The sequence below is a fragment of the Pedobacter sp. JY14-1 genome (genome assembly GCF_029269825.1).
GTDB lineage: Bacteria > Bacteroidota > Bacteroidia > Sphingobacteriales > Sphingobacteriaceae > Pedobacter.
This window is the reverse complement of record NZ_JARJHU010000003.1, coordinates 625,760-648,336: the sequence shown is the minus strand read 5'-3', so window position 1 is coordinate 648,336 and position 22,577 is coordinate 625,760. Positions and strand designations below refer to the sequence as shown.

Sequence of the window (22,577 nt, the reverse complement as noted above, 5' to 3'; positions counted from 1 at the left end):
ATGATCCTGATAATTAGAAACGGAAATGTGAGAATGCCTTGTTGGCCTCGGCCATCTTATGCGTATCCTCTTTCTTTTTAACTGCTGCACCTTCACCTTTAGCCGCAGAAACGATCTCACCAGCCAATTTTTCCTTCATGGTCTTCTCGCCGCGCTTGCGTGCATAAGAGATCAGCCACTTCATGCCCAGGGCAATCTTGCGATCTGGTCTTACTTCAGTAGGAACCTGGAAGTTCGCACCACCTACACGACGCGATTTCACTTCTACAGAAGGCATAACATTAGCCAAAGCACGTTTCCATACCTCCAGCCCGTTCTCACCGGCTTTTTTCTCAGCCAGTTCCACTGCGTCATAAAAAATATCATAAGCGATGGACTTCTTGCCATCGTACATCATGTTGTTCACAAACCTGGTTACCTGAACGTCATTGAATTTAGGATCAGGAAGGATAATTCTCTTTTTTGGTTTTGACTTTCTCATTGTTTATTCCTCCTGATTATTTCTTTTTACCTTTTGCAGGTGCGGCAGCGGCCTGACCTGGTTTAGGACGTTTAGTACCATATTTAGAACGACGCTGATTACGGCCCGCAACACCTGAAGTATCCAGAGCACCGCGGATGATGTGATAACGTACACCCGGCAAATCCTTAACACGACCACCACGGATCAATACGATAGAGTGTTCCTGAAGGTTGTGTCCTTCTCCAGGAATGTAAGCGTTCACCTCTTTACCGTTGGTAAGGCGTACACGCGCTACTTTACGCATTGCTGAGTTTGGTTTTTTAGGGGTAGTGGTATATACACGTGTACATACTCCTCTTCGCTGTGGACAGCTGTCCAACGCCGGAGACTTACTCTTGAACTCCAGTGCTACTCTACCTTTTCTAACTAATTGTTGAATGGTTGGCATTGTTTACTTTTTGTTTTCTATTTATGTTTTTAAAAACTTTACCCCTGTAATAAGGGACTGCAAAGGTAAGACAATACATTTTATAAATCAAGCGGTTAACAGAAAATAAATACATTGTTTAAATTTGCCGCACATTAACAGCAAAGGCATCATATGAATTACAAATTAGGCGATTTCGTACGTTTCGTAGACGAGAACCTGGAAGGTTACATAACCCGCATTATTGACAAGGATACTATCGGCGTTACAGATTCTAACGATTTTGAGATTCCTGTCCTGGCCTCAAAGGTTACACTCATACATGGCGATGTCCAAATAGAAGAAGTACGCGCCAAGGCGTCTGCAGCACCACAGCTCGATAAACCGTTCACCAAAGAAGGTATTTTTCTGGCCGTAGTTACCGATCAGCACAATAGTTCCGTAGCTCATTTCCATCTGCTTAACGAAAGTTCGTTTCAGCTTCTGGCCAGCTTCAGTACAGAGAAAGGCAGCAATTTTAAAGGAGAGTTTGCGGGAGATATCCAGGCAGGCTCGTCAAGAAAAATCTATACGACTCGTCTTTCGGATATTCAGGTCTGGCCCGAGTTCAGGCTCGAGATCATCTTCCACACTCCCCTGAGTATCCAACCTCCGCCTCCGCTCATTTTCCACAGGCAGCTTAAAGGCAAGGACCTTTCCGTTGCCAAGACCAATATTGCATTGCTGGAGCAAAAAGGTTGGCTCATCCGTCTTGACGAACCTACTCCGTTGATCGATGCAGAAAAGCTAAAGAACAGCTTTTTTAAATAACCTTAGTTAAAGCAGGCCAAATCCGAACTCAGTTCTTTGACCAGCGGTTGTTATCCTCGTTGACATCTGGCAGTACGTGATCAGGATCAAGTTCCACGGATAACACCTCTTCATTTACAGGATAATTCACAGTCCAGGACGTATTGCGCATCCACACATCGACCGGCAACCTGATCATACTCGTCTTTCCACTGCGGGTCTGCACCTTAAGGATTACTGGCATTGGTAACTGTCCAAGATTGTCAACCGTTATACTGTAACCACTGATCTTTGCGTCCTGCCTTAATTCCTTCACTGCCCCGATACCCTGATCCATCTTCCAATTGTTTAGAAACCAGCCTCTCCAGAACCAGGCAAGGTCTTCACCTGCACCGTTTTCCATCGACCGGAAAAAATCAAAGGGGGTTGGATGCTTAAAAGCCCATTCTGCGATATAATTACGGAATGCATAATCAAATCTGTCCGGTCCGATGACTTGGTCACGCAGCAATTTCAGGCCCCAGCCCGGTTTACTGTATAGGTTCAACCCGATATTCTTTTCTCTCATTGCATCCGGCATCAGCATAATATATTCCAGTTCTTCCGCCTGCAGTCTGCGCGCCACACGGTGCATGTCGTCCTTTTCTTGCTTATATTCTCCATTATTAAACGATTCTGCAGAAATCCCATTAATAAATGTATTAAAGCCTTCATCCATCCAACCATGCTTCCGCTCGTTACTGCCCACAATCATCGGGAACCAGGTGTGACCGAACTCATGGTCAATCACTCCCCAGGCACTTCCTTTCTTCGCTTTCCAGCCACAAAACACAATGCCGGGATACTCCATTCCACCAACATTGCTCGCAACATTTACTGCCATTGGATAAGGATATTCGAACCATTTCGATGAATAATGTTCAATTGAAGTCTTGATATACTCCACAGCACGTCCGTAACTATCTTTAGAGTTGCTTTCTACCGGATGTACAGCTACGGCCAGCGATTTCTTCCCGCTTGGCAGGTCGATCCTCGCCGCATCCAGCACAAAAGCTTTTGACGAAGCCCAGGCCGCATCCCTCGCATTTCTGATCCTGAACTTCCAGGTTAGTTTATCTGCGGCAGGCCTAGACTTCGGGTCAGTCACCTCATTTTCCGACCTGATCACTGTCTTTTCCGCACTATTCTTCGCCGTGTTCCAGCGCTGAAGCTGTACAGGGGTAAATACCTCCTCAGGGTTTAGCAACTCCCCAGATCCCATTACTATATGTGAAGCCGGCGCAGTCACCGCAAAATCAATATCCCCATACTCACAGTAAAACTCTCCCGCTCCCCAATAAGGCAACGTATTCCAGCCAAGTACATCATCATACACACATATACGTGGGAACCACTGTGCGATACAGAATACCTCGCCATTTTTTGTTTGCAGATGTCCCATACGGTCAGAACCGTTGACAGGTACGACAAAAGAAAAATCCATCTTCACAGTCAGGACGTCCCCTTCGGGGGCCAGCGGTTCTTCCAGCCGCAACTGCATACGAGTATCTTCCGTCAGAGACGTAAACTTAACGGCCTTCCCCTTGCGCAGCACCGACAAGTTACTGATCTGGTAACCGCCGTCCAGTTTTTCTCCTCTTGCACCATACCGGCTTCCATCCGGAATCAGCACATTGCCTCTCGATCCCTCTGAAAACAGGTTCTGATCCAGTTGCAACCATAAATAAGGCAACCTGTCCGGACTGTTGTTCTTATAACTGATCGCCACCGTACCACTCACCCGGTTGTTCTGCTCGTCCAGACGAGCACTAATATCATAGTCCACACGGTTCTGCCAGTACTTCGGACCAGGATAACCACTCGCTGAACGATATTCATTGCCATTCTGGGTATAGAACAAAGGTCCGAACGCTTCATGAGGATCATATCCTCCCGGAGTTAATGTTCTTTGGGCAAAGCTGCCAAACAGCGCACCGCAAAGCAGCACGCAAAGCAAGACTGTTCTTCTACACATAAGTGATCTGTATTTTCAAGTCAATAATAAATATGCAAACCAGCTGGATCTACTTCAATTGGTTAGCATATGCTACTTCATCAAACCCTATCAGCACAGCTTTGCCATTCTTTTCAATTACAGGCCTTTTGATCGCACTCGTATATTTTCGCAATATAGAAATGGCACCCGCTTTACTCAATGTTTGCTCCTGTTCTTCTTCTGTCAGCTTTCTCCAGGTGGAGCCCTTTTTATTCAGTACCTTTTCGGAACCAAAAGCCGTACACCAATCCGTCAGCTTTTCCGCCGTTATTCCCTTTTTCTTAAAATCATGAAATTCATACCTAAATCCGTTCTCATCCAGCCAGGTCAAAGCCTTTTTTACAGTATTGCAGTTGGGTATTCCATATACGATCATACAGCAAACATAATTAAAACCCACATCAAACACAATTCGTCACATTTTTCCATGCATTCATCACATTTTAAACATCCAAACAAAAAGCCTTTGTAGTATTGCAGGACAAAACACCATTCATATGAATTTAAAAGATCTCTCAAGAATTGAATTCTGGATTGCCACTGGTCTCTACGGCTTTGCCATGTTGCTACTCATTACCAACTCCGGCGACAGAACCCCTACTCATACAGAATATCTGATGGACGGGGCTGGTCTTAAGTATTCCTACATTTCCAATTACCTAATTCCCGAACTTTTCCGGTTTTCTATCCTCTATTTTACCTTTCTTGCTCTCAATTTTTGTATTGCCCCCTCATTGTTCGACGCCAATTCTCGGCTCTTTTCCGCCATCGTCATTTTTGTGCTTTTTCTGGGTATAGGACTTACTACGAGCATCCTTAACACCTATAGCCAGGCCTACCGCTTCTCAGATTTCTCCACAAATGACGAAGCCTACAGTCATTTCTTTCTGAAAGGCTTTACCTACGCTGCCTGGCTTATTTCTGTTGTCATGATTTATATCGTCATCAAAAAGATGATCTTCTATTTCCGTGAACACCAGGCTAATGAATACGATCCGGCCAGCCGTATGAAACTTGAAACAGTATTCGGCGCTGCCGTCTGGTTCGTTGGTCTGCTCTTGCTACTAGCTACCTCTTCGCCGTTTGAAGTTATGGTTTGCTGGACACTTGTCATCTCTGCATCCGTCTTCCTTGTCATTCTGTCTATTTACTACCTTATTCCACAAGCCCTGGAAGCAGGCAAAACCTTCCGCAATTATTTCGGCAAGTTCATACTCATCACACTTACCTGCTGCATTCCGCTGGCCCTGGTTGCTTTACTATTTAGCAGTCGTGGTGAAGTGGCTGCCGTCGTTATTGCCTTTCACATTCCTGTACAATTGACGATCAGTGCACCGCTATCCTGGTATATTTACAGGCGACGGAATGAAACCAATGCGCAACTTATGTCCCTGAAAACAGAACTTGGCCGTTCAGATGCCAGTCTTAGTTTCCTACGCTCTCAGATCAACCCTCACTTCCTTTTCAATGCATTGAACACCCTTTATGGGACTGCCCTTCAGGAAAGTGCCGAACGCACCGGAGAAGGGATCCAGATGCTCGGCGATATGATGCGGTTTATGCTCCAGGAAAATGTACAGGAAAAAATCTCTCTAACCCGCGACATCGATTACCTCAACAATTATATCGCCTTACAGAAATTGCGTACCTTTCGTTCTACTTCCATTGTTATTGAAACCAGCATAGAAGACCGTCCAAACAGCTACCAGATTGCCCCGATGCTGCTTATCCCCTTTGTAGAGAACGCCTTCAAACACGGCATCAGCCTACAGCAACCCTCACACATTAAAATTACCCTTCAAATGAAAGATGACACCCTGTACTTCGACGTTCATAACAGTACTCATCAGAAGACCGGGCACGATCCCGAAAAAGGAAAAAGCGGTATTGGTCTGACGAATACCCGTCAGCGCCTCCAACACCTCTATCCTAAAAGCCACGAGCTCATTATCCGTGAAAGTGCAACGGAATTCTTCGTTCACCTTACCTTGAAAATTGGCAAAAACAGCTAAATTTAATCTATGACCGCTATTGCCATAGACGATGAACCCATTGCCCTAGATGTGATCCGTAACCTATCTTCCAAGGTGCCTTTCATCCGGTTAGAGGCTACTTTCACTAACGCATTCGAGGCAGTCAGTTATCTGCAGCAACATAAAACAGCACTTATTTTTCTCGACATCAAAATGCCCGATATCAGTGGCATTGATTTCCTCGCCAGCCTGAGTAACCCGCCTATGGTCATTTTCACTACCGCCTATTCTGAACACGCGGTGAAAAGTTTCGAACTTGATGCCGTTGACTATCTGCTCAAACCCTTCTCACTTTCCCGGTTTCTTAAAGCTTGCAACAAGGCCTATGAACTGCATAACCTCAGAAACCCCGAAACCCCGCCGGGCCAGACATCGATATTTATAAAAGATGGGTATGAACAAGTCAGGGTACAGTTGCAAGACATTCTCTACATCGAAGCCAGCGGTAACTACACACTATTACAACTAATAGGTGATAAGCGAATTAGCACTCGGATACCTATGAACGACATATTGCTATTACTTCCCCAGGGCAAGTTCGTCCGCACCCATCGGGCATATATCGTTTCCAGGGAAAAGGTTACCCGATTTGATCGTTCCCAGGTTTGGATTGGAGGAAAGTCCATCCCAATTGGGGTAACCTACACAAACTGCCTTCACGAACTTTAACAACCAGACCATATAATTAAGATTATTATTAATATTGCGTTATTGATCTACTGGGATCAACATACAAACTATGTTAAAGCTTAGCTTCAAGCAACAAGTACTTACAGGATTCACCATTTCTCTATTGTTCGTACTGGTCTCCGCGATCACCTCACACCTCAGTGTTAAAAAGCTAACGGATAATGGTTCCTGGGAAAACCATACCTACGATGTGATCAACTCTGTCAAAGACGTAGAATTCTTCATACTCAATTCAGAAACAGGTATCAGGGGATATATTCTTTCCGGCCAGGAGCAATACCTGGCGCCCTATAACGGTAGTGTCCTGAAAGTACTTCCCGCTGTACAAAAACTTAAAGCCCTCGTATCCGACAATCCGGTACAGGAAGCCCGGATCGACTCTATCAACTTGTATGTTAACCAAAAGGTTGACGAAATGAAGGAGGTGCTCAGGATTTATGAGGAAGAGGGCCGGACAAAGGCAGCTGATCGGGTCATGAAGGGAAAAGGGCAATTCTATAAAAACCAGATACTCAGAGTAAGTGCAAAGATAATTCAGGATGAATATGTGCTGCTGAAAAAAAGAAAGGCTGCTACTGTGGCCAGCAGTACACAAAGTGAACTTGTCGTATTGCTCAGTTCTGCAATCATTTTCGGTCTGATCCTCTTTTTATTCTCTTACATCAAAAAAACATTTGATCAGCAAAAACTTACCGAAACGCAAATCAGGGAGTCAAATGCTGAACTGGAGCGAATATCAGGTGAAAATGAACAAAAAAACTGGCTGCTTTCAGGTGCCGCAGCTGTCAATGAAGCCATGCGCGGCGAGCAGGAAATAGAAGAATTGTCCTGCAACATCCTCAGCCAGATATCCAGTTATACCGGTGCGCAGATCGGTGCGCTCTTCCTGATAAGCAGCAACGGCAAGTCGTATGCCCTTCGCGGTACATACGCCTGGACACATAAAGGTTCACGGCAGGAATATACCACCGGAGAAGGCCTTATCGGACAGACGGCCACTGAGAAAAGAACCAAATTCGTCACCAATATTCCCCAAGATTACATCAAAGTCAGTTCATCTCTTGGCAGTACTTCACCAACAACACTACTCCTGCTGCCTATCATATTCGAAGAAGAAACTATCGCAGTTATTGAACTCGGACTAACAAACACTCCCGGCAATGAGGTCATACGCTTTCTGGATACTATTGGAGAAAGTGTCGGCGTAGCGCTCAACAGCGCAATTGCTAGGGTAAAGCTGCGTGCCCTTTTCGAACAGACACAACTGCAGGCGGAAGAGCTGGAAAGTCAGCAGGAAGAGCTCCGCACGACTAACGAAGAACTCGTTTACAAGTCAGAACAGCTCCAGGCTTCAGAAGAAGAACTGCGTGTACAGCAGGAAGAACTTCGCCAAACCAATGCTGAATTGGAAGAAAAAGCCCAGCAACTCGAAGAACAAAATATCATTGTCAACCAGGCCCGAGAAGCCATGAGTCTGAAGGCCGAAGAACTCGAACTTTCCAGCAAGTATAAATCGGAATTCCTGGCTAATATGAGCCATGAACTCCGCACGCCGCTCAATAGCATCCTGATACTTGCACGCATTCTTAAAGAAAACAAGCCAGCTAACCTCACTGAAGACCAGATCAAATATGCCGGCGTCATCCACAATGCCGGAAGCGATCTGCTTACGCTGATCAACGATATTCTTGATCTGTCCAAGATCGAGTCAGGAAAAGTCGACCTCAATGTCGAACCAGTTAGCCCTGAAACCATTAGCGCGGACATCGACGCGTTATTCAGGGAACTGGCAAAAAGCAAGAAATTGAATTTTACCATCAATACCAGCGCTGATCTTCCCGAAAAACTGATGACGGACCCGGCGAGAGTTGAGCAGGTGATCAAGAATCTGCTGTCCAACGCCTTCAAATTTACTTCGGAACAAGGGAACATTAGCCTGGATATACACTGCGCAGCATCCGGTCAGCAATTTTACTCCGAACAGCTTCGTCAGGAGAAAGGAAAAATTATCGCCTTCAGTGTCAAAGATTCAGGCATCGGCATCCCTGAAGACAAACAGAAGCTTATTTTCGAGGCTTTTCAACAGGCTGACGGATCTACCAGCAGGAAATATGGAGGTACTGGCTTGGGCTTGTCCATCAGCAAAGAACTTGCCCACATCCTTGGTGGTGAGATACAGGTCTGGAGCCTTCCTGGACAAGGCAGTACCTTTACATTCTTTATCCCTGAAAGCATAGAAAAAGAAAACCTGGTACAGTCTTCCACTCCTATGTCCGATGCAAATGACTCAGTACTAACTGAGCATAAAGTCATTCAAAATAATCCCGAACCTCCTGCAGTTCCTGTAAGTTCCGGACAAAATATAGCTGACCATCAGACTTTACTAATTGTTGAGGATGACATAACATTTGCTGATGTGCTTAGTGACTATGCCCGTGAAAAAGGTTTTGAACCCATTATCGCTCATAGCGGTGATATTGGCTTGAAAATGGCCATTTCAAAACTGCCCGATGCCATCGTGCTTGATATAATGCTGCCTGTCATGGATGGTTGGACCGTCTTGAGGGAGCTGAAGGCAGATCCCAGGACCCGGCATATCCCTGTGCATATGATGTCTGCCGGTAATGAAAAAGAAAGTCGTGCCAGACAAGAGGGTGCCATTGGTTTCCTCAAGAAACCAGTAGAGAAAGAACAGCTTGATGAAGCTTTCAAATTGCTCAGTATTGCATATGCTAGCAACAATCTCAACAAGGTCCTCGTCATTGAAGACCAGGAACTGCAGAGCAAAATACTCACTCAGCAACTTACCGAAAAAGGTGTAGAAGTTATGCAGGCTTTCACCGGTCAGGAAGCTATCGAACTGCTTGCAGCAAATTATTTCGATTGCATTATCCTTGATCTCAAATTACCTGATATCTCAGGCTTTGACCTGCTTGATAAGATCAAAGCTATTCCCGGACTTGAGCAAACACCAGTAATCATCAATACAGCAATGGAACTGGACGACCAGAAAATGGCTCACATTATGCGGTATACGGAAGCCATGGTATTAAAGTCCAACAAGAGTAATGATCGCCTGATTGATGAAGTAAGCCTGTTCATGAATAAACTGAAGCAGGACACACAACCTGTTACTGCCGTCCCTTCCGGCAAAACAAAAGGCAGCCTCACCATTGAGAAAGCACTCAAAGGAAAAACCGTGCTAATCGCAGATGACGACATGCGTAATATATTTGCACTTTCAAGTGCACTTCAGGACTACGACATGAACATCGTCATTGCCAATAACGGCCGGGAAGCCGTTGAGAAGCTACAGGAGAACCAGGAAAAAATAAACCTGGTGCTGATGGACATTATGATGCCTGAAATGGATGGCTATGAGGCCATGCGGACCATCCGAAGAGACAAGCAATTCAGCAAACTTCCCATTATTGCACTAACAGCCAAGGCCATGAAAAACGATCGGGAGAAATGCATAGAAGCCGGAGCAAACGATTATATCTCAAAACCTGTTGACATGGATAAACTGCTCTCCATGATGCGCGTATGGCTTAGCTAATATGAATACACTCCATCCCGACATCATCACCTACGAACAACTTACCGCCCTGGTCGGTCTTATACGTAATGTACATGGGTTCGATTTCAGCAACTATTCAGCTGCTTCACTTAAAAGACGGGTTTCCAGGATCATGCAGCTCCAAAAGCTTGACTTGTTCGATTTGCGAGCGTTATTGACCAATAATCCCGATTATTTCGAGTCTTTTCTTATTGAGATCACTGTTAATGTCACTGAGATGTTCAGAGACCCAGCCTTCTACCGTTCTCTGACGACCCATGTCCTGCCCTATTTAAGGTCCTATCAGCGTATTAAGGTCTGGAATGCCGGCTGCTCTACAGGGGAAGAGCTGTACTCTTTTGCAATTCTATTTTCAGAAGAGCACTTGTATGAACGTACCTTTTTCTACGGGACCGATATTAATAACGATGTGCTGGAATATGCCAGAAACGGAATATACGAGCTGCAGAAAATGAAAATCTATTCCGAGAACTATCATAAAATAGGCACCCAACATACACTTTCAGATTACTATACAGCAAAATATGACGCAGCTAAAATCAATCATTCACTCAAGAAAAACGTTCTCTTCTCCGTCCATAACCTCGTTTCAGATGGTGTCTTCAACGAGTTTCAGGTCATTTCCTGCAGAAATGTTCTTATCTACTTTAATTTAGAACTTCAAAAACGGGTAATCGATCTATTTTACAATAGTTTAGCTAATTTTGGATTTTTATGCCTGGGCTCTAAAGAGACCCTCAGGAGCAACGAAACTGGCCGATTCAAAATAATAGATAAGAAAAACAATATTTACCAAAAAATAGCCTGAAGGCACACCAAGCAACCTATGGAAAAAATCAATATACTTATTGTAGATGACCGACCGGAAAACATTGTAGCCCTGGAAGCACTGCTACAACGTTCCGACATTAACCTGGTCACAACTACCAATCCAAACGAAGCCCTTAGGCTTTGCTGGGAGATCGATATTGCCATCGCCTTGGTTGATGTGCAAATGCCTGAAATGGATGGCTTTGAACTGGTAGAGATACTCAAAAGCAACCCCAGAACAAAAGACATCCTCATTATCTTCGTTACCGCAATCTCCAAAGAGACTAAATATGCAGTTAAAGGCCTCAATACGGGAGCCGTAGATTATCTTTATAAGCCCCTGGACCCATTCGTTACCTCTGCCAAGGTAGACTCTTTTATTCAGTTTGTAAGAGGACAGCGTGAGCTCAAACAGAAGAACAAAGAACTGGAGGCCTATCAGAAAGAACTCATCAAAGCTAAAGAACAAGCCGAACAGGGCAAACGCATCAAAGAGAACTTCCTGGCCAATATGAGCCATGAGATCCGCACCCCGATCAATGGCATCATCGGGATCACCCATCTGCTGGAAAAAAGCCAGTTAACGACCGAGCAAAAAGAAATGGTAAGTCTGCTCGAAATCTCATCCAACTCGCTCCTTGGAGTCATTAATGACATTCTTGACCTTTCTAAGATTGAAGCTGGCAAATTTAAGATCAACCGTGCTTCCACCGATATTATCGGGCTATGTAATGCAGTAGTCAACCTGCTCAGCATTCGTGCGCGCGAAAAACGCCTCGAACTGATCACAGATTTTGCCGCTGACCTTCCCGGACATATCATGGCCGATTCACTCCGGCTCAACCAGATCCTTATGAACTTGATCGGTAACGCGATTAAATTTACCTCAGAAGGAAGTGTCACCTTAAAAGTGGAAACCCTAAGCATAAAGGGCAACAACGTGCGGCTCAGGTTTTCCGTCATCGATACCGGAATCGGTATTGCTCCAGAGAATATAGAAAAAATATTTGAATCCTTTGAGCAAGCTGACGATCAGACCAATAGTCGGTTTGGCGGCACCGGGCTTGGCCTGTCCATTGTCAGGAACCTTACCAAATTGAAAGGTGGTTTTCTCGAGGTCAGCAGCCAAGAAGGTAAAGGTAGCACATTTTGTTTCACTAACTGGTATGAAGTCGTGAGAGAAGCAGAAACCCATAAAGCGGCAAAAAAGGAAACGCTAAGGACTTTTAATAATTTGAGAGTGCTGGTAGCAGAAGACAATCCTATCAACAAGTTCCTGATCGTTAAGATACTAAAAGAATGGAAAGTTGACACAGATGTTGTAGAAAACGGTAAGGAAGCCCTGGAAAAACTCAAGGGAAACAACTATGACATTGTGCTAATGGATACCTTCATGCCTGTAATGAACGGATTAGATGCGATTAAGCTGATTAGGGAAGGTCATGTTCCCGGCAAAGAGAACATCCCTGTGATTACCTTTTCTGCTGCAGTTATGGAAACGGACAAACAGACTGCAATTGAAGCAGGTGCCAACGATGTCATCAGTAAACCCTTCGAGCTGGATGTACTCCACGAAAAACTTGTTCAGTATACTGGCGCACACTAAGAACAGGACCAAACGGCAATATTACTTATTGAATTGCGTCATGGTCTGAGCAGGCCCAATTGTTACAAAACTCTTGATCAGCTCTACGCTCCGGTCAATAAGCCCCGGAAGTTCAGGTAACTCATCTCGGTCAAATCGTCCAAGCACGTATTCCACTTGCCTGCCTTTGGAGAAATTGTCCCCAATACCAAAACGTAATCTGGCATAGTTCTGCCCGCCGCACACCTCTTCGATACTTTTCAGGCCATTATGCCCCGCACTGCTCCCCTGTAACTTTAACCTTAATCTGCCCAGAGGCAAAGCCAGGTCATCTACAATTACTAATACGTTTTCAGGATCTATTTTGAGTTCCTTCATCCAATAGTTCACCGCCTTACCACTCAGGTTCATAAATGTAGTCGGCTTAATGACATGTAATTTTCTTCCTTTGAAGGAAACCTCCGCGTGATAGGCCAGGCGGCCTGTCATAAAGTCACCTTCCAGACCAGATACGAGTGCATCTGCAATATTGAACCCGATATTATGCCGGGTATCTTTATATTCAGGCCCTATATTACCAAGGCCGACAATCAAATATTTCATCTTCCCAAATATAAATCTTCTTTTAGTAATCCGAATGTTTAACATCAGAAGCAGCAACTATCAGCAATAAACACTAAAAAAAAAGGCATCCGTATCCGGATGCCCCCTTTTCTGAAACAGAAAAACTTATTTCTTTTTTGCTTCCTGTTCTGCCTGTTTCAACGCCCTTGACATTGCTACGGAAACAATGGTATCTTCAGGGGTATTGGTCACTAGGTAAGCACCTTTTTCAAGGTCACGTACACGGAACAAATTACCTACTTCAAGTTTATCTATACTCACTTCAACTGCCTGCGGCATGTCCTTAGGTAATGCCTTTACACGCAGCTTGCGCAGTTTCTGAACCAGTTTACCTCCCATTTTCACACCTGGGGAAGTACCTGTCAACCTTACCGGAATTTCCATGGTAATGGCTTTGTCGTCAAACAACTGAAGAAAATCCACATGCAGCAATGTTTCAGTCAGTGGATGAAACTGTAATTCCTTGATTATTGCCTTGATCCTTTCATTGCCTAAAGCGATTTCCACAAAGTTAGCTTCAGGCGAATAGATAGCGTCCTTAAGTTCTGTGATCGTTATAGCAAAGTGCTTCTGCTCTTTTCCACCATACAATACCGCAGGAGCCTTACCTTCATAGCGCAGTTCCTTAGCATCGCGTTTCCCTACGTTCTCTCTTGGAGAACCGCTAATTGCGATTGTTTTCATTTTTATTTATTTAGTTATTAATTATTCTAATTTTCTACTACTTCTCCCCGCACATCACTTTTAATTTCCTGCAAATCATTCTTCCGCATGCCCCACAGAGGAAGCTCATCAACCCAAACTCTTTTTTCCGCTTACACTTTAAACAGGTCTGCAATCGAACCATGTTCATTCACATTTGCTATTGCCTTAGCAAACAAAGGGGCTGTACTCAGCACTCTGATCTTCTTGCTCTCCTGCTTTAACGGGATCGTATCCGTCACGATCAGTTCCGTCAATGCCGAATTTTCCACCGTTTCATAAGCCTTCCCGGACAGCACAGGGTGCGTACATACAGCACGAACGCTTTTTGCTCCCTTTTCCATAATCAGTGCGGCAGCCTTGGCAAGCGTACCGGCCGTGTCGCATATATCGTCAATCAACACTACATCCAGTCCCTTCACATCGCCGATGATCGACATCGACTCAATCTCATTGGCGCGCTTACGGCGTTTGTCGCAGATTACCACTTCTGCATTAAAGAACTTGGCAAATGTCCTGGCCCTGTAAGAACCTCCCATATCCGGGGAAGCGATGGTCAGGTTTTCAAGTCCGAGGCTCTTAATATAGGGTACAAAAATCACCGATCCGTCCAAATGATCTACCGGAATATCAAAAAAGCCTTGGATCTGCGCTGCATGCAGGTCCATGGTCATAATCCTGTGAATACCTGCCGATTTTAGCAGGTTAGCCACCAGCTTAGCACCGATCGCAACCCTAGGCTTATCCTTCCTGTCCTGCCTGGCAAGGCCATAATAAGGCACTACAGCAGTGATGTAATGCGCTGATGCCCTTTTTGCCGCGTCTACCATCAAAAGCAGTTCCATAAGGTTATCTGAAGGCTGATAAGTAGACTGAATCAGGAACACATCACACCCCCTTACGGTTTCGTCATAAGAAGGTTGGAATTCTCCATCGCTGAACGTATTCAGGGTAACACTTCCAAGCGGCTTGCCGTAACTTTCGGCGATCCGCTGTGCTAAGTCCTTTGTACCACTTCCGGCAAAAAGCTTAACCGGGTTAAATTGCAATGGCATTCTCGAAAACGATGAATAATGTTAAAAAAAATCGGATTGCGTTTTTTACTTCACAATCCGAATATGTTTAGTTGCCCGACCAGGATTCGAACCTAGACAAACGGTACCAAAAACCGTCGTACTACCATTATACTATCAGGCAATCTCCTTTTTCAAAGCTTCCCTTGAATTGGGAATGCAAATCTACGCAGATTTTCTGCTTTTGCAAGACTTCACTTGAAAAAATTTAAATATTTTTTTTACACTCACCGTTACGAAAATACCGAAAATTCAGAAGATCAGCTTTTTGAACTCGGAAAGCCAATGCTCCCTGCATATCTGCAAGGTATAGCCTGTGTGCCCATGCAGACTTCCATCTTTACACTCGGCTTTTAAGCTATGCTGGAAGCATCCATCGCGTCAGGATGTTGTAATAGACTCAGAGCACACCCTGTTCACACCATATTAAAATTTGTTAAACTCTGGCCTTCTTTTCCCGATTATCAATCTTATTCTTTATTTTCGGCTGCGATTATTTGCTCTTATAACAATAAGTACTTGATAACGAAATGAATTACTCAAAGATTAACAATATAACCGGCTGGATTTGTTTCTTCATTGCCACTTTGTCTTATGTCTTGACGCTAGAACCCTCAGTTAGTTTTTGGGATTGTGGCGAGTTTATCGCCTCGGCACTGAAAATGCAGGTCGTACACCAGCCCGGCGCTCCCCTGTTCCTCATGATCCAGAGGTTCTTCTCGTTGTTTGCCTTTGGTGACAATACAAAAGTCGCCTATTTTATGAACCTAGGTTCGGCGATAGCCAGCGGCGCAACCATTCTTTTCCTGTTCTGGACCATCACTGCACTGGCAAAAAAGATTGTAGTAAAGGCAGGAGAGGAGATCAGTAAGGCCAACATCATTGCTATTATGGGCTCAGGCATTGTAGGCGCATTGGCTTATACCTATTCAGACAGTTTCTGGTTTTCTGCCGTTGAGTCAGAAGTGTATGCCCTTTCTTCACTGTTCACAGCAATCGTATTCTGGGCGATATTAAAATGGGAAGCGGTAGCTGACGAGCCCCGCGCCGACCGCTGGCTGCTCTTCATCGCCTATATCATGGGTCTTTCCATTGGCATCCACCTGCTCAACCTGTTAACCATTCCGGCTATTGCCTTTGTATATTACTTCAAAAAGACCAGCAAACCTACCACCGCGGGTATTATTAAGACCGCATTGGTAGGCATCCTGATCCTTGCTGTTATTCAATACGGCATTATCCAGTACTTGGTGTCTTTTGGAGCTTACTTTGACTTGTTTTTTGTGAACAGCTTGGGCATGGGTTTCGGTTCCGGAGTTGTCGTTTTTGCAATATTGGTCATCGGTGGCCTGGTATGGGGCATCCGTTACTCCATTAAACACCAGAATAAGGTACTCAACCTTGGCCTGCTTTCCACGGTACTGATCATCTTTGGTTACTGCTCTTTTGCCATGATCATTATCAGGGCCAAGGCGGATCCAAACTTGAATAACAGCGATCCTGACAACGCCTTTTCATTCCTCAGTTATCTGAACCGCGAACAATATGGCGACCGGCCGTTGCTATTCGGACCAAACTACAATTCTCAGGTCGTGGAGATCACCGAGGGTAAGACCAATTATCGTAAGGGTGCCGAGAAGTATGAAGTTTCAGGCAGGAAAATGGATTATGTTTATGACAGGACCACACCTTTTCCCCGAATGTACAGCGATGACGCAAGGCATGTTGCCTATTATAAAGATATGCTGGGCCTGGACGATTCGCATTTTCCGACGTTGGTGGACAACGTTAAATTCTTTTTCAGCTATCAGGTAGGATTGATGTACATGCGATATTTCTTCTGGAACTTTGTAGGCCGCCAGAATGACGACCAGGGTCAGGGAAGCCTGTACGAAGGCCAGTGGCTAAGTGGTGTAAAACCGATCGACGCAATCATGCTGGGCAATCAGAAAAATCTGCCGCCCTCCATCCTGGAAAGCAAGGCCTATAACAGATTCTTTTTCCTGCCGCTAATTCTAGGTGTAATCGGTGCGGTATGGCATTTTAAACGCAAGCAACAAGATGCAGGTATCGTCGCCCTGTTGTTTTTCTTTACAGGCATCGCCATTGTATTGTATCTAAACCAGAAGCCCATGGAGCCGCGTGAGCGTGATTATGCCTATGCAGGTTCCTTCTACGCATTTGCCATCTGGATAGGTTTGGGTGTACTCGGACTTCGTGATTGGCTGATTAAGAAGCTGACTCCTGCAACCGGTGGCGTTGCCGCTACGATAGCCGGCCTTTTGGCTGCGCCCGTGATCATGGCAGCACAAGGCTGGGACGACCATAATCGTTCTGAAAAGATGGTGGCTCACGATATCGCGGTAGACTATCTGCAGTCCTGCGCCCCCAATGCGATTTTGTTTACTTATGGTGACAATGATACCTATCCACTCTGGTATGCACAGGAGGTAGAAAACGTCCGCCCGGATATCCGTCTGGTCAACCTGAGCCTTTTTGACACAGATTGGTACATCAATGGCATGAAGCGCAAGATGAATGAGTCTGAACCCTTGCCTATCAGTATGACCCCTTCTCAATACGTACAGGGCGTACGAGACGTGATGTATTACCAGGACCATAAGATCGAGGGAAATGTAGAACTGAAAGATATCGTTGACCTGTTGTTGTCTGATAATCAGGAGGACAAGATTCAGCGTCAGGATGGCACATGGGACAACTTTATACCGACCAAAAAATTCAAACTGACAGTCAATCGTGAAGATGTGCTGAAAAACCATGCTGTACCAGCTAAGGATTCGACCAATATCGTCCCCACCCTGGAGTGGACGTTTAATAAAAACTATGTGACAAAAGGAACACTGGCTATGCTCGATATACTGGCACATAATAACTGGAAGCGTCCGATATATTTCGCTTCGACTGTACCTTCAGATCAGTACAACGGCCTGGATAATTACCTGTATACTGAAGGACTTGCACTGCGCCTGATGCCGCTGAAGGTCGATACCGTAAATACACAGCGCGGTGATTTGATCAATACCGACGAACTTTATAACAATGTAATGAATAAATTCGTCTGGGGTAATGTAAAGCACGCCAGTTATCTGGATCCGCAATCAGCAGACGATATTTCTATCTTCACCAACATCTTTAACAATACGATCACTGGGCTACTCAAGGAAGGACGTACAGCTGACGCAAAAAAAGTTGCTGACCGTTATTTTGAGGTGATGCCTGACCGTTTCTTTGGTATGAGATCTACTATGGGCGCCTATTTCCTTTCAGAGAATCTATATGACATGGGTGACACCACCCGTGCCAATGCATTAATAGAGAAGGCTGCTGCTTATATTAAGAAGGAGCTGGATTACCTTGCGGATGTTTCGCAAAGCAAACATAAGCTCATCGGCGGTCAGAACGTGCAATTGGGCATGTCTTTCCTAAACCAGATGGCAGGAGTCGCAGAAAAGCACAAACAGGCTAAGCTGAGCAAGGAACTTGTAGACCAGTTCAACTATCTTGAAAGCCGGTTCTCACAATATTTTGCACAGCAGTAAATAAAAAAGCCCGGATGTGCATCCGGGCTTTTTTATTTAAACAAAGGCTTTAAAGGCCATGCGTATTATTCTTCGACAACCACACCCATTGCACAGAATTTATCAATGCGGTTCGCAATCATCTTATCCGTTTTTTCCTTCTTAAGTTCCTTCAGGTCTTTCAATATCTGTTTCTTAACAGTAGCGGCCATTTCCAGGGGGTTCTGATGCGCCCCTCCTAGCGGCTCTTTAATGACACCGTCAATGAGTTTATTACTGAACATATCTTCCGACGTCAGTTTCAGACATTCCGCCGCCTTCTCCTTATAATCCCAGCTTCTCCAAAGAATGGATGAGCAAGATTCGGGAGAAATCACTGAATACCACGTATGCTCCAGCATATATACCTTATCACCAATACCAATGCCGAGTGCACCTCCCGACGCTCCCTCACCTACTATGAAACAAAGTACCGGGACCTTAAGTACCGACATCTCCAGCAGGTTACGCGCAATCGCCTCGCCTTGTCCGCGCTCTTCGGCTTCAAGGCCCGGATAAGCACCCATTGTATCTATAAAAGAAATAACGGGCTTATTGAACTTTTCTGCCAGACGCATCAGGCGCAATGCTTTACGATAACCTTCAGGATTGGCCATACCAAAGTTGCGATATTGTCGCTCCTTGGTATTCTTACCTTTCTGATGACCAATGATCATAACCGTCTGCCCTTCAATCGTCGCAAAACCACCGACAATTGCCTTGTCGTCCCCTACGGTACGGTCACCGTGCAGTTCTACAAAGTCATCACAGATCAGACTGATATAGTCAAGGGTCTGTGGCCTTTCAGGATGCCTGGACATCTGAACCTTCTGCCAACCGGTTAGGTCGGTATACATATCCTGCCGGGTCTCCTCGAGTTTGCCCTCCAGCTCTTTAATTGTCGCAGACATATCTACTTTTGTTTTATCGGCGATTTGTTTCACCTTCTCAATTTGCTGTACCAGCTCTGCCAAAGGTTTTTCAAAATCAAATGACGTTTTTATCTGTTCCATAGCGGGCTGTAAAAATAGGAATTCTTTTTATCATTTCATGTTAATACTATATCCGATGCCCGAAATGCTTCAAGGAGAAACTTTGAAGTATAAATAGCGCAAAAGGCTGTCCGGGAGTATAAATACTTCCGGACAGCCTTGAGAATTGTACGATACCTGATTTATCCGCCAGCCTTTAGGAACTGATCTGTTTGCTGAATCTATTTCCGAACCGGTCAGTAGCGGTAACCTTGATTACTTTTACGTCCGGCGCCAGGTGTGCCATGAAGAGATGGTCCGTCTGAGTTGGTTTGGTAAAGGCACGGCCCTTTGCAGGTTTACCCAAACCGTTCAGACGGATGGCCTCCGGATCGCTGCCAGTCTGCTGCTCCAAAGTGCCCATTGCCTTACCGTCTACGCTATATTCTATCTTCCATTCTGGATCCCAGTTCCAGATATTTGCCAGCAGACGTTTCTGATTGGTCAGGTTGTCAAGATAAAGGGATATCTGATGTTCCTTAGGTAAACCAGTAGGTTTATAGAACCACTCCAGTCTCGTACCGTCTACATGATAAACACCATATCCTCTCGGCGTGCCATCAGAACAGATATTTCCCGCCCACCAGGCACCACATACTGCACCATGGTTATGTTCGTATATCCCATCAGTAATCTTGTTGACATTAAAATGGGTATGTCCGGACATGATATGGACATTTTTGAATCCTTGCAGAACTTTATACAATTCCGCATTGTTCTTTACAGAGTTGTGTACCGGAATATGCAGGTTGACAATCACCAGGTTTTCCTTAGGTACAAATTTCAGGTCCTTCTCCAGCCAGGTCAGCTGTGCCTCGGTGATGTAACCATCATAGTCGCGTTCGGTCCCGAGGTAGCGTACATCATCCAGTATCACATAATGTACCTTTCCCCGGTTAAAGGAATAATAAGTTGGGCCGAAAACCTCCTTAAAGGTCTTGTCGGAAGTTTCATCGCCACCCTGACGATAATCCATGTCGTGATTACCCAGAGCCTGGAAAAAAGGAATGCCCATCTGGGAAACCGCCTTGTTGTAATCTTCAAAGAATTCCAGATAATCCCAGGCGATATCACCTACAGTGATCCCGTGCACCAGCGCCCCTGGTCCTAATGCCCTAATCTGTTCAATTGTATCCGGGACAGAGGTTTCCATCATCTGACGCACATCATCCTTTGTCCTTACCTGCGGATCAGCCCATATGATAAAATGATGTTTGTTGTCATCTTTCTTCAACCGGTTCAGTTTAAAGTCATATTGGTTGCGTACACCCAGAAGCTCGTATTGCCTGGCGATATGAGCATTAGTCTTAAATTCATAACCTGAAGGGGTACTCATAAAAAGATGGTTTGCTTTTTCATCTGGACTGATCTTATATCTGCCTTTAGTATCAGTGGATACCACTGAATAGCCATCAGATATGACTACATTGGCTACACCACCTGTTTCATCAGTCACTCTGCCACTGATTTCCTGCCCGCGCCTGAGTGTTGAATAAGCATCCGACTTCAGGCTGATAAACGCGCTTCCGGCAATAAAGCCTATGCTCTGTAAGAATGATTTTCTGTTCATTGATTCTGTACTTTAAGTTAACCTCTGATGACTAATTTTCAACCTTCGTGACCCCTGGCATTTTTTCAATTACCGATAAAGGTGCGGCTTTGGCTACCGGGATGGTTTTATGTACACGCTTGACTGTCCATTTTTTGGCTGCAGCATCATATACACCCCCAAGATAGCTAAACTCACTGTCCACTGGCGCCGCAAAGCCTATAGTATTGGTTCCTTGCTTGTAGAACGGCTGCGGCGTAGTACCATTCAAGGTACTGTAAAGATCGTTAGTAGTAATTGAATAGCCCATACCATTGCTGTAGATGTTCCCATTCCCCGCAAAAAACACCACATCAGACGGCTCGGTAGTCATACTTACCGAATTTGTTGCGAAAATGGCAACACCGGCAGCATTACCACTGTTGGCAAGCAGATTGGCAGTTTTATCTCCAGTACCATCATCTCCTTCGTTGTCATTATAGAGCTTGCTTACTACCCAGTTGGCCTGGCTGATGTCTGTGGAGGTTATGCCGGCAATCTGCTTATAACCACCAACATAGAAGAAATTACCTTTTGCCACAGTTCCCTTGGTGATACTAAACTTATAGGTACGGAGGCCACCGGTATTCCATCCATTAACAGGATATCCTGTTGGCGTAGATGCTCCCGCGTTATTTGTAGTGTATACCGTAAAGGGCTTCTGCCTGAAATCCAGGTCCTGGGTTGCCATAAACTGTATATACTCATAATTTGCATCTGTGCCTGAAGGATTTGCAAAATAACCTGCGATGATCGCCGGATTGGGCCCAAGCGGCACATTTGGATCAACAATGATGCTGGTCGCTATGAAATCCGCTTTCCTACGCGGCCAGATCTGCGGCACTCCAGTAGTAGCCGAAGGAAGTACAATTCCCTGCACATTAGCCGACCATGGCAACAGTTCAGCCCTGAAATTTGCAGTTGAATTTACATTCATCTGCATGTCGCCGGAGCCTTCATTGAGCCTCTTAACGCCTTCCAGAGTTTCAACCCCGATATTGGGTTCAAAATTGCAGTTGTAAACTACTCCCAGACACCCCTCAAAGTTCTCAGGCTTAGCCAGCATACTTAGCGCAGAAATAGGTATAACTTTTAGCTTAACGTTTGAACCTACCTTCTGTACGCCAGAAGCTGCTACTCCAGTAATCTGCAAAATGCCGTTTACCCGTTTCAATACTCCGCCTTCAATGACTACATTCACAGAATCACCCGGTATATAATTCGCCGCAGCGGCACCAATATTGATCGCCATCCCCCGTAACGAATCGATCCCGCTACCGGTTTGCCTAGTGTTCTGTAGAAACAACAGGCCGGCAGGCAGGTTATTTCCAGAATGGTCAGAAGTAACCTGACCTGTCACCACGGTCGCTCCGCGCATTACATCCTTGGTCAGCACAAGTTCGGAGCCTCTGTAAAGCTTTCTTAGGTCCAGGTTGGAAATATAAGTGCTTGGTGTGCTCTTTACATAATCACTATCACGCTTACACCCTGCCAGAATAGCCAAACACGCCCCGGCGATCAACATTTTTTTCTTTATTATCCTCTTCATGGAATTTTATCGTTAAATAA

General features: G+C 45.1%; 17 protein-coding genes and 1 tRNA gene. 7 read left to right on the top strand and 11 right to left on the bottom strand.

Translation table 11 applies throughout. From position 1 onward, the window contains the following. Positions 1 to 13: 13 nt before the first annotated feature. Together rpsG and rpsL are read right to left on the bottom strand one after the other, a co-directional pair. Positions 14 to 481, bottom strand: a complete 468-nt coding sequence (gene rpsG, locus P2W84_RS08910) for a 30S ribosomal protein S7 (RefSeq protein WP_276089772.1) — start codon at positions 479 to 481, stop codon at positions 14 to 16. Positions 482 to 497: 16 nt separating this feature from the next. Further along, a complete protein-coding gene (gene rpsL, locus P2W84_RS08905) occupies positions 498 to 911 on the bottom strand; it encodes a 30S ribosomal protein S12 (protein WP_010599925.1) in 414 nt (137 codons plus the stop codon). Between the two features lie 153 nt (positions 912 to 1,064). Here rpsL and P2W84_RS08900 point away from each other — a divergent pair, with 153 nt between their 5' ends. After that, the gene (locus tag P2W84_RS08900) at positions 1,065 to 1,700 is read left to right on the top strand and encodes a hypothetical protein (protein ID WP_276089771.1); all 636 of its coding nucleotides are present in this window, start codon (positions 1,065 to 1,067) and stop codon (positions 1,698 to 1,700) included. A 28-nt stretch (positions 1,701 to 1,728) separates the two neighbouring features. Here the strand turns inward: P2W84_RS08900 and P2W84_RS08895 are convergent, their stop codons facing one another. After that, on the bottom strand, positions 1,729 to 3,693 hold the full coding sequence (locus tag P2W84_RS08895) for a M1 family metallopeptidase (protein WP_276089770.1): 1,965 nt from the start codon (positions 3,691 to 3,693) through the stop codon (positions 1,729 to 1,731). A 49-nt stretch (positions 3,694 to 3,742) separates the two neighbouring features. Further along, positions 3,743 to 4,090 (bottom strand): arsenate reductase, encoded by a 348-nt coding sequence (locus P2W84_RS08890; RefSeq protein ID WP_276089769.1) that lies wholly within the window; start codon positions 4,088 to 4,090, stop codon positions 3,743 to 3,745. A gap of 121 nt (positions 4,091 to 4,211) precedes the next feature. On the opposite strand from P2W84_RS08890, the gene P2W84_RS08885 reads away from it, so the two are divergent. From P2W84_RS08885 to P2W84_RS08865, 5 genes are all read left to right on the top strand, one after another. Then, positions 4,212 to 5,726, top strand: coding sequence for a histidine kinase (locus P2W84_RS08885; protein WP_276089768.1), 1,515 nt, complete (start codon positions 4,212 to 4,214; stop codon positions 5,724 to 5,726). Between the two features lie 9 nt (positions 5,727 to 5,735). Next, positions 5,736 to 6,416, top strand: coding sequence for a LytTR family DNA-binding domain-containing protein (locus P2W84_RS08880; RefSeq protein WP_276089767.1), 681 nt, complete (start codon positions 5,736 to 5,738; stop codon positions 6,414 to 6,416). A 70-nt stretch (positions 6,417 to 6,486) separates the two neighbouring features. Continuing rightward, positions 6,487 to 9,996 carry a response regulator gene (locus P2W84_RS08875; RefSeq protein WP_276089766.1) on the top strand — a complete coding sequence of 1,170 codons (3,510 nt, stop codon included), beginning with the start codon at positions 6,487 to 6,489 and terminating at the stop codon, positions 9,994 to 9,996. A gap of 1 nt (position 9,997) precedes the next feature. After that, a complete protein-coding gene (locus P2W84_RS08870; protein ID WP_276089765.1) occupies positions 9,998 to 10,825 on the top strand; it encodes a protein-glutamate O-methyltransferase CheR in 828 nt (275 codons plus the stop codon). Positions 10,826 to 10,843: 18 nt separating this feature from the next. Then, positions 10,844 to 12,433: a response regulator gene (locus P2W84_RS08865; RefSeq protein WP_276089764.1), complete on the top strand. Its 1,590-nt coding sequence runs from the start codon at positions 10,844 to 10,846 to the stop codon at positions 12,431 to 12,433. 21 nt (positions 12,434 to 12,454) lie between these two features. Here P2W84_RS08865 and pth read toward each other — a convergent pair whose 3' ends face one another. The 4 genes from pth to P2W84_RS08845 form a co-directional block, all read right to left on the bottom strand. Continuing rightward, the gene (pth, locus tag P2W84_RS08860) at positions 12,455 to 13,015 is read right to left on the bottom strand and encodes an aminoacyl-tRNA hydrolase (RefSeq protein WP_276089763.1); all 561 of its coding nucleotides are present in this window, start codon (positions 13,013 to 13,015) and stop codon (positions 12,455 to 12,457) included. 126 nt (positions 13,016 to 13,141) lie between these two features. Next, complete coding sequence (locus P2W84_RS08855) at positions 13,142 to 13,720, bottom strand: 50S ribosomal protein L25/general stress protein Ctc (RefSeq protein WP_276089762.1); 579 nt, start codon at positions 13,718 to 13,720, stop codon at positions 13,142 to 13,144. Positions 13,721 to 13,851: 131 nt separating this feature from the next. Beyond that, positions 13,852 to 14,793 carry a ribose-phosphate pyrophosphokinase gene (locus tag P2W84_RS08850; protein WP_276089761.1) on the bottom strand — a complete coding sequence of 314 codons (942 nt, stop codon included), beginning with the start codon at positions 14,791 to 14,793 and terminating at the stop codon, positions 13,852 to 13,854. Between the two features lie 71 nt (positions 14,794 to 14,864). Next, positions 14,865 to 14,935, bottom strand: a tRNA-Gln gene (locus P2W84_RS08845). Positions 14,936 to 15,341: 406 nt separating this feature from the next. Between P2W84_RS08845 and P2W84_RS08840 the strand changes: the two genes are divergently transcribed. Next, positions 15,342 to 18,371 (top strand): DUF2723 domain-containing protein, encoded by a 3,030-nt coding sequence (locus tag P2W84_RS08840; protein WP_276089760.1) that lies wholly within the window; start codon positions 15,342 to 15,344, stop codon positions 18,369 to 18,371. A 65-nt stretch (positions 18,372 to 18,436) separates the two neighbouring features. Here the strand turns inward: P2W84_RS08840 and P2W84_RS08835 are convergent, their stop codons facing one another. From P2W84_RS08835 to P2W84_RS08825, 3 genes are all read right to left on the bottom strand, one after another. Further along, positions 18,437 to 19,402 carry an acetyl-CoA carboxylase carboxyltransferase subunit alpha gene (locus P2W84_RS08835; protein ID WP_276089759.1) on the bottom strand — a complete coding sequence of 322 codons (966 nt, stop codon included), beginning with the start codon at positions 19,400 to 19,402 and terminating at the stop codon, positions 18,437 to 18,439. Positions 19,403 to 19,577: 175 nt separating this feature from the next. After that, complete coding sequence (locus P2W84_RS08830) at positions 19,578 to 20,990, bottom strand: calcineurin-like phosphoesterase family protein (protein ID WP_276089758.1); 1,413 nt, start codon at positions 20,988 to 20,990, stop codon at positions 19,578 to 19,580. Positions 20,991 to 21,021: 31 nt separating this feature from the next. Beyond that, a complete protein-coding gene (locus P2W84_RS08825) occupies positions 21,022 to 22,557 on the bottom strand; it encodes a DUF5689 domain-containing protein (protein WP_276089757.1) in 1,536 nt (511 codons plus the stop codon). Positions 22,558 to 22,577: the final 20 nt, after the last annotated feature.

Bases quoted from the DNA above. Each gene is read 5' to 3' on its own strand.
- P2W84_RS08855 (WP_276089762.1), bottom strand. From the start codon at position 13,720: ATGAAAACAATCGCAATTAGCGGTTCTCCAAGAGAGAACGTAGGGAAA.
- P2W84_RS08835 (WP_276089759.1), bottom strand. From the start codon at position 19,402: ATGGAACAGATAAAAACGTCATTTGATTTTGAAAAACCTTTGGCAGAG.
- P2W84_RS08830 (WP_276089758.1), bottom strand. From the start codon at position 20,990: ATGAACAGAAAATCATTCTTACAGAGCATAGGCTTTATTGCCGGAAGC.
- P2W84_RS08850 (WP_276089761.1), bottom strand. From the start codon at position 14,793: ATGCCATTGCAATTTAACCCGGTTAAGCTTTTTGCCGGAAGTGGTACA.
- P2W84_RS08840 (WP_276089760.1), top strand. From the start codon at position 15,342: ATGAATTACTCAAAGATTAACAATATAACCGGCTGGATTTGTTTCTTC.
- P2W84_RS08870 (WP_276089765.1), top strand. From the start codon at position 9,998: ATGAATACACTCCATCCCGACATCATCACCTACGAACAACTTACCGCC.
- rpsL (WP_010599925.1), bottom strand. From the start codon at position 911: ATGCCAACCATTCAACAATTAGTTAGAAAAGGTAGAGTAGCACTGGAG.
- P2W84_RS08885 (WP_276089768.1), top strand. From the start codon at position 4,212: ATGAATTTAAAAGATCTCTCAAGAATTGAATTCTGGATTGCCACTGGT.
- rpsG (WP_276089772.1), bottom strand. From the start codon at position 481: ATGAGAAAGTCAAAACCAAAAAAGAGAATTATCCTTCCTGATCCTAAA.
- pth (WP_276089763.1), bottom strand. From the start codon at position 13,015: ATGAAATATTTGATTGTCGGCCTTGGTAATATAGGGCCTGAATATAAA.
- P2W84_RS08825 (WP_276089757.1), bottom strand. From the start codon at position 22,557: ATGAAGAGGATAATAAAGAAAAAAATGTTGATCGCCGGGGCGTGTTTG.
- P2W84_RS08880 (WP_276089767.1), top strand. From the start codon at position 5,736: ATGACCGCTATTGCCATAGACGATGAACCCATTGCCCTAGATGTGATC.
- P2W84_RS08900 (WP_276089771.1), top strand. From the start codon at position 1,065: ATGAATTACAAATTAGGCGATTTCGTACGTTTCGTAGACGAGAACCTG.
- P2W84_RS08895 (WP_276089770.1), bottom strand. From the start codon at position 3,693: ATGTGTAGAAGAACAGTCTTGCTTTGCGTGCTGCTTTGCGGTGCGCTG.
- P2W84_RS08865 (WP_276089764.1), top strand. From the start codon at position 10,844: ATGGAAAAAATCAATATACTTATTGTAGATGACCGACCGGAAAACATT.
- P2W84_RS08875 (WP_276089766.1), top strand. From the start codon at position 6,487: ATGTTAAAGCTTAGCTTCAAGCAACAAGTACTTACAGGATTCACCATT.
- P2W84_RS08890 (WP_276089769.1), bottom strand. From the start codon at position 4,090: ATGATCGTATATGGAATACCCAACTGCAATACTGTAAAAAAGGCTTTG.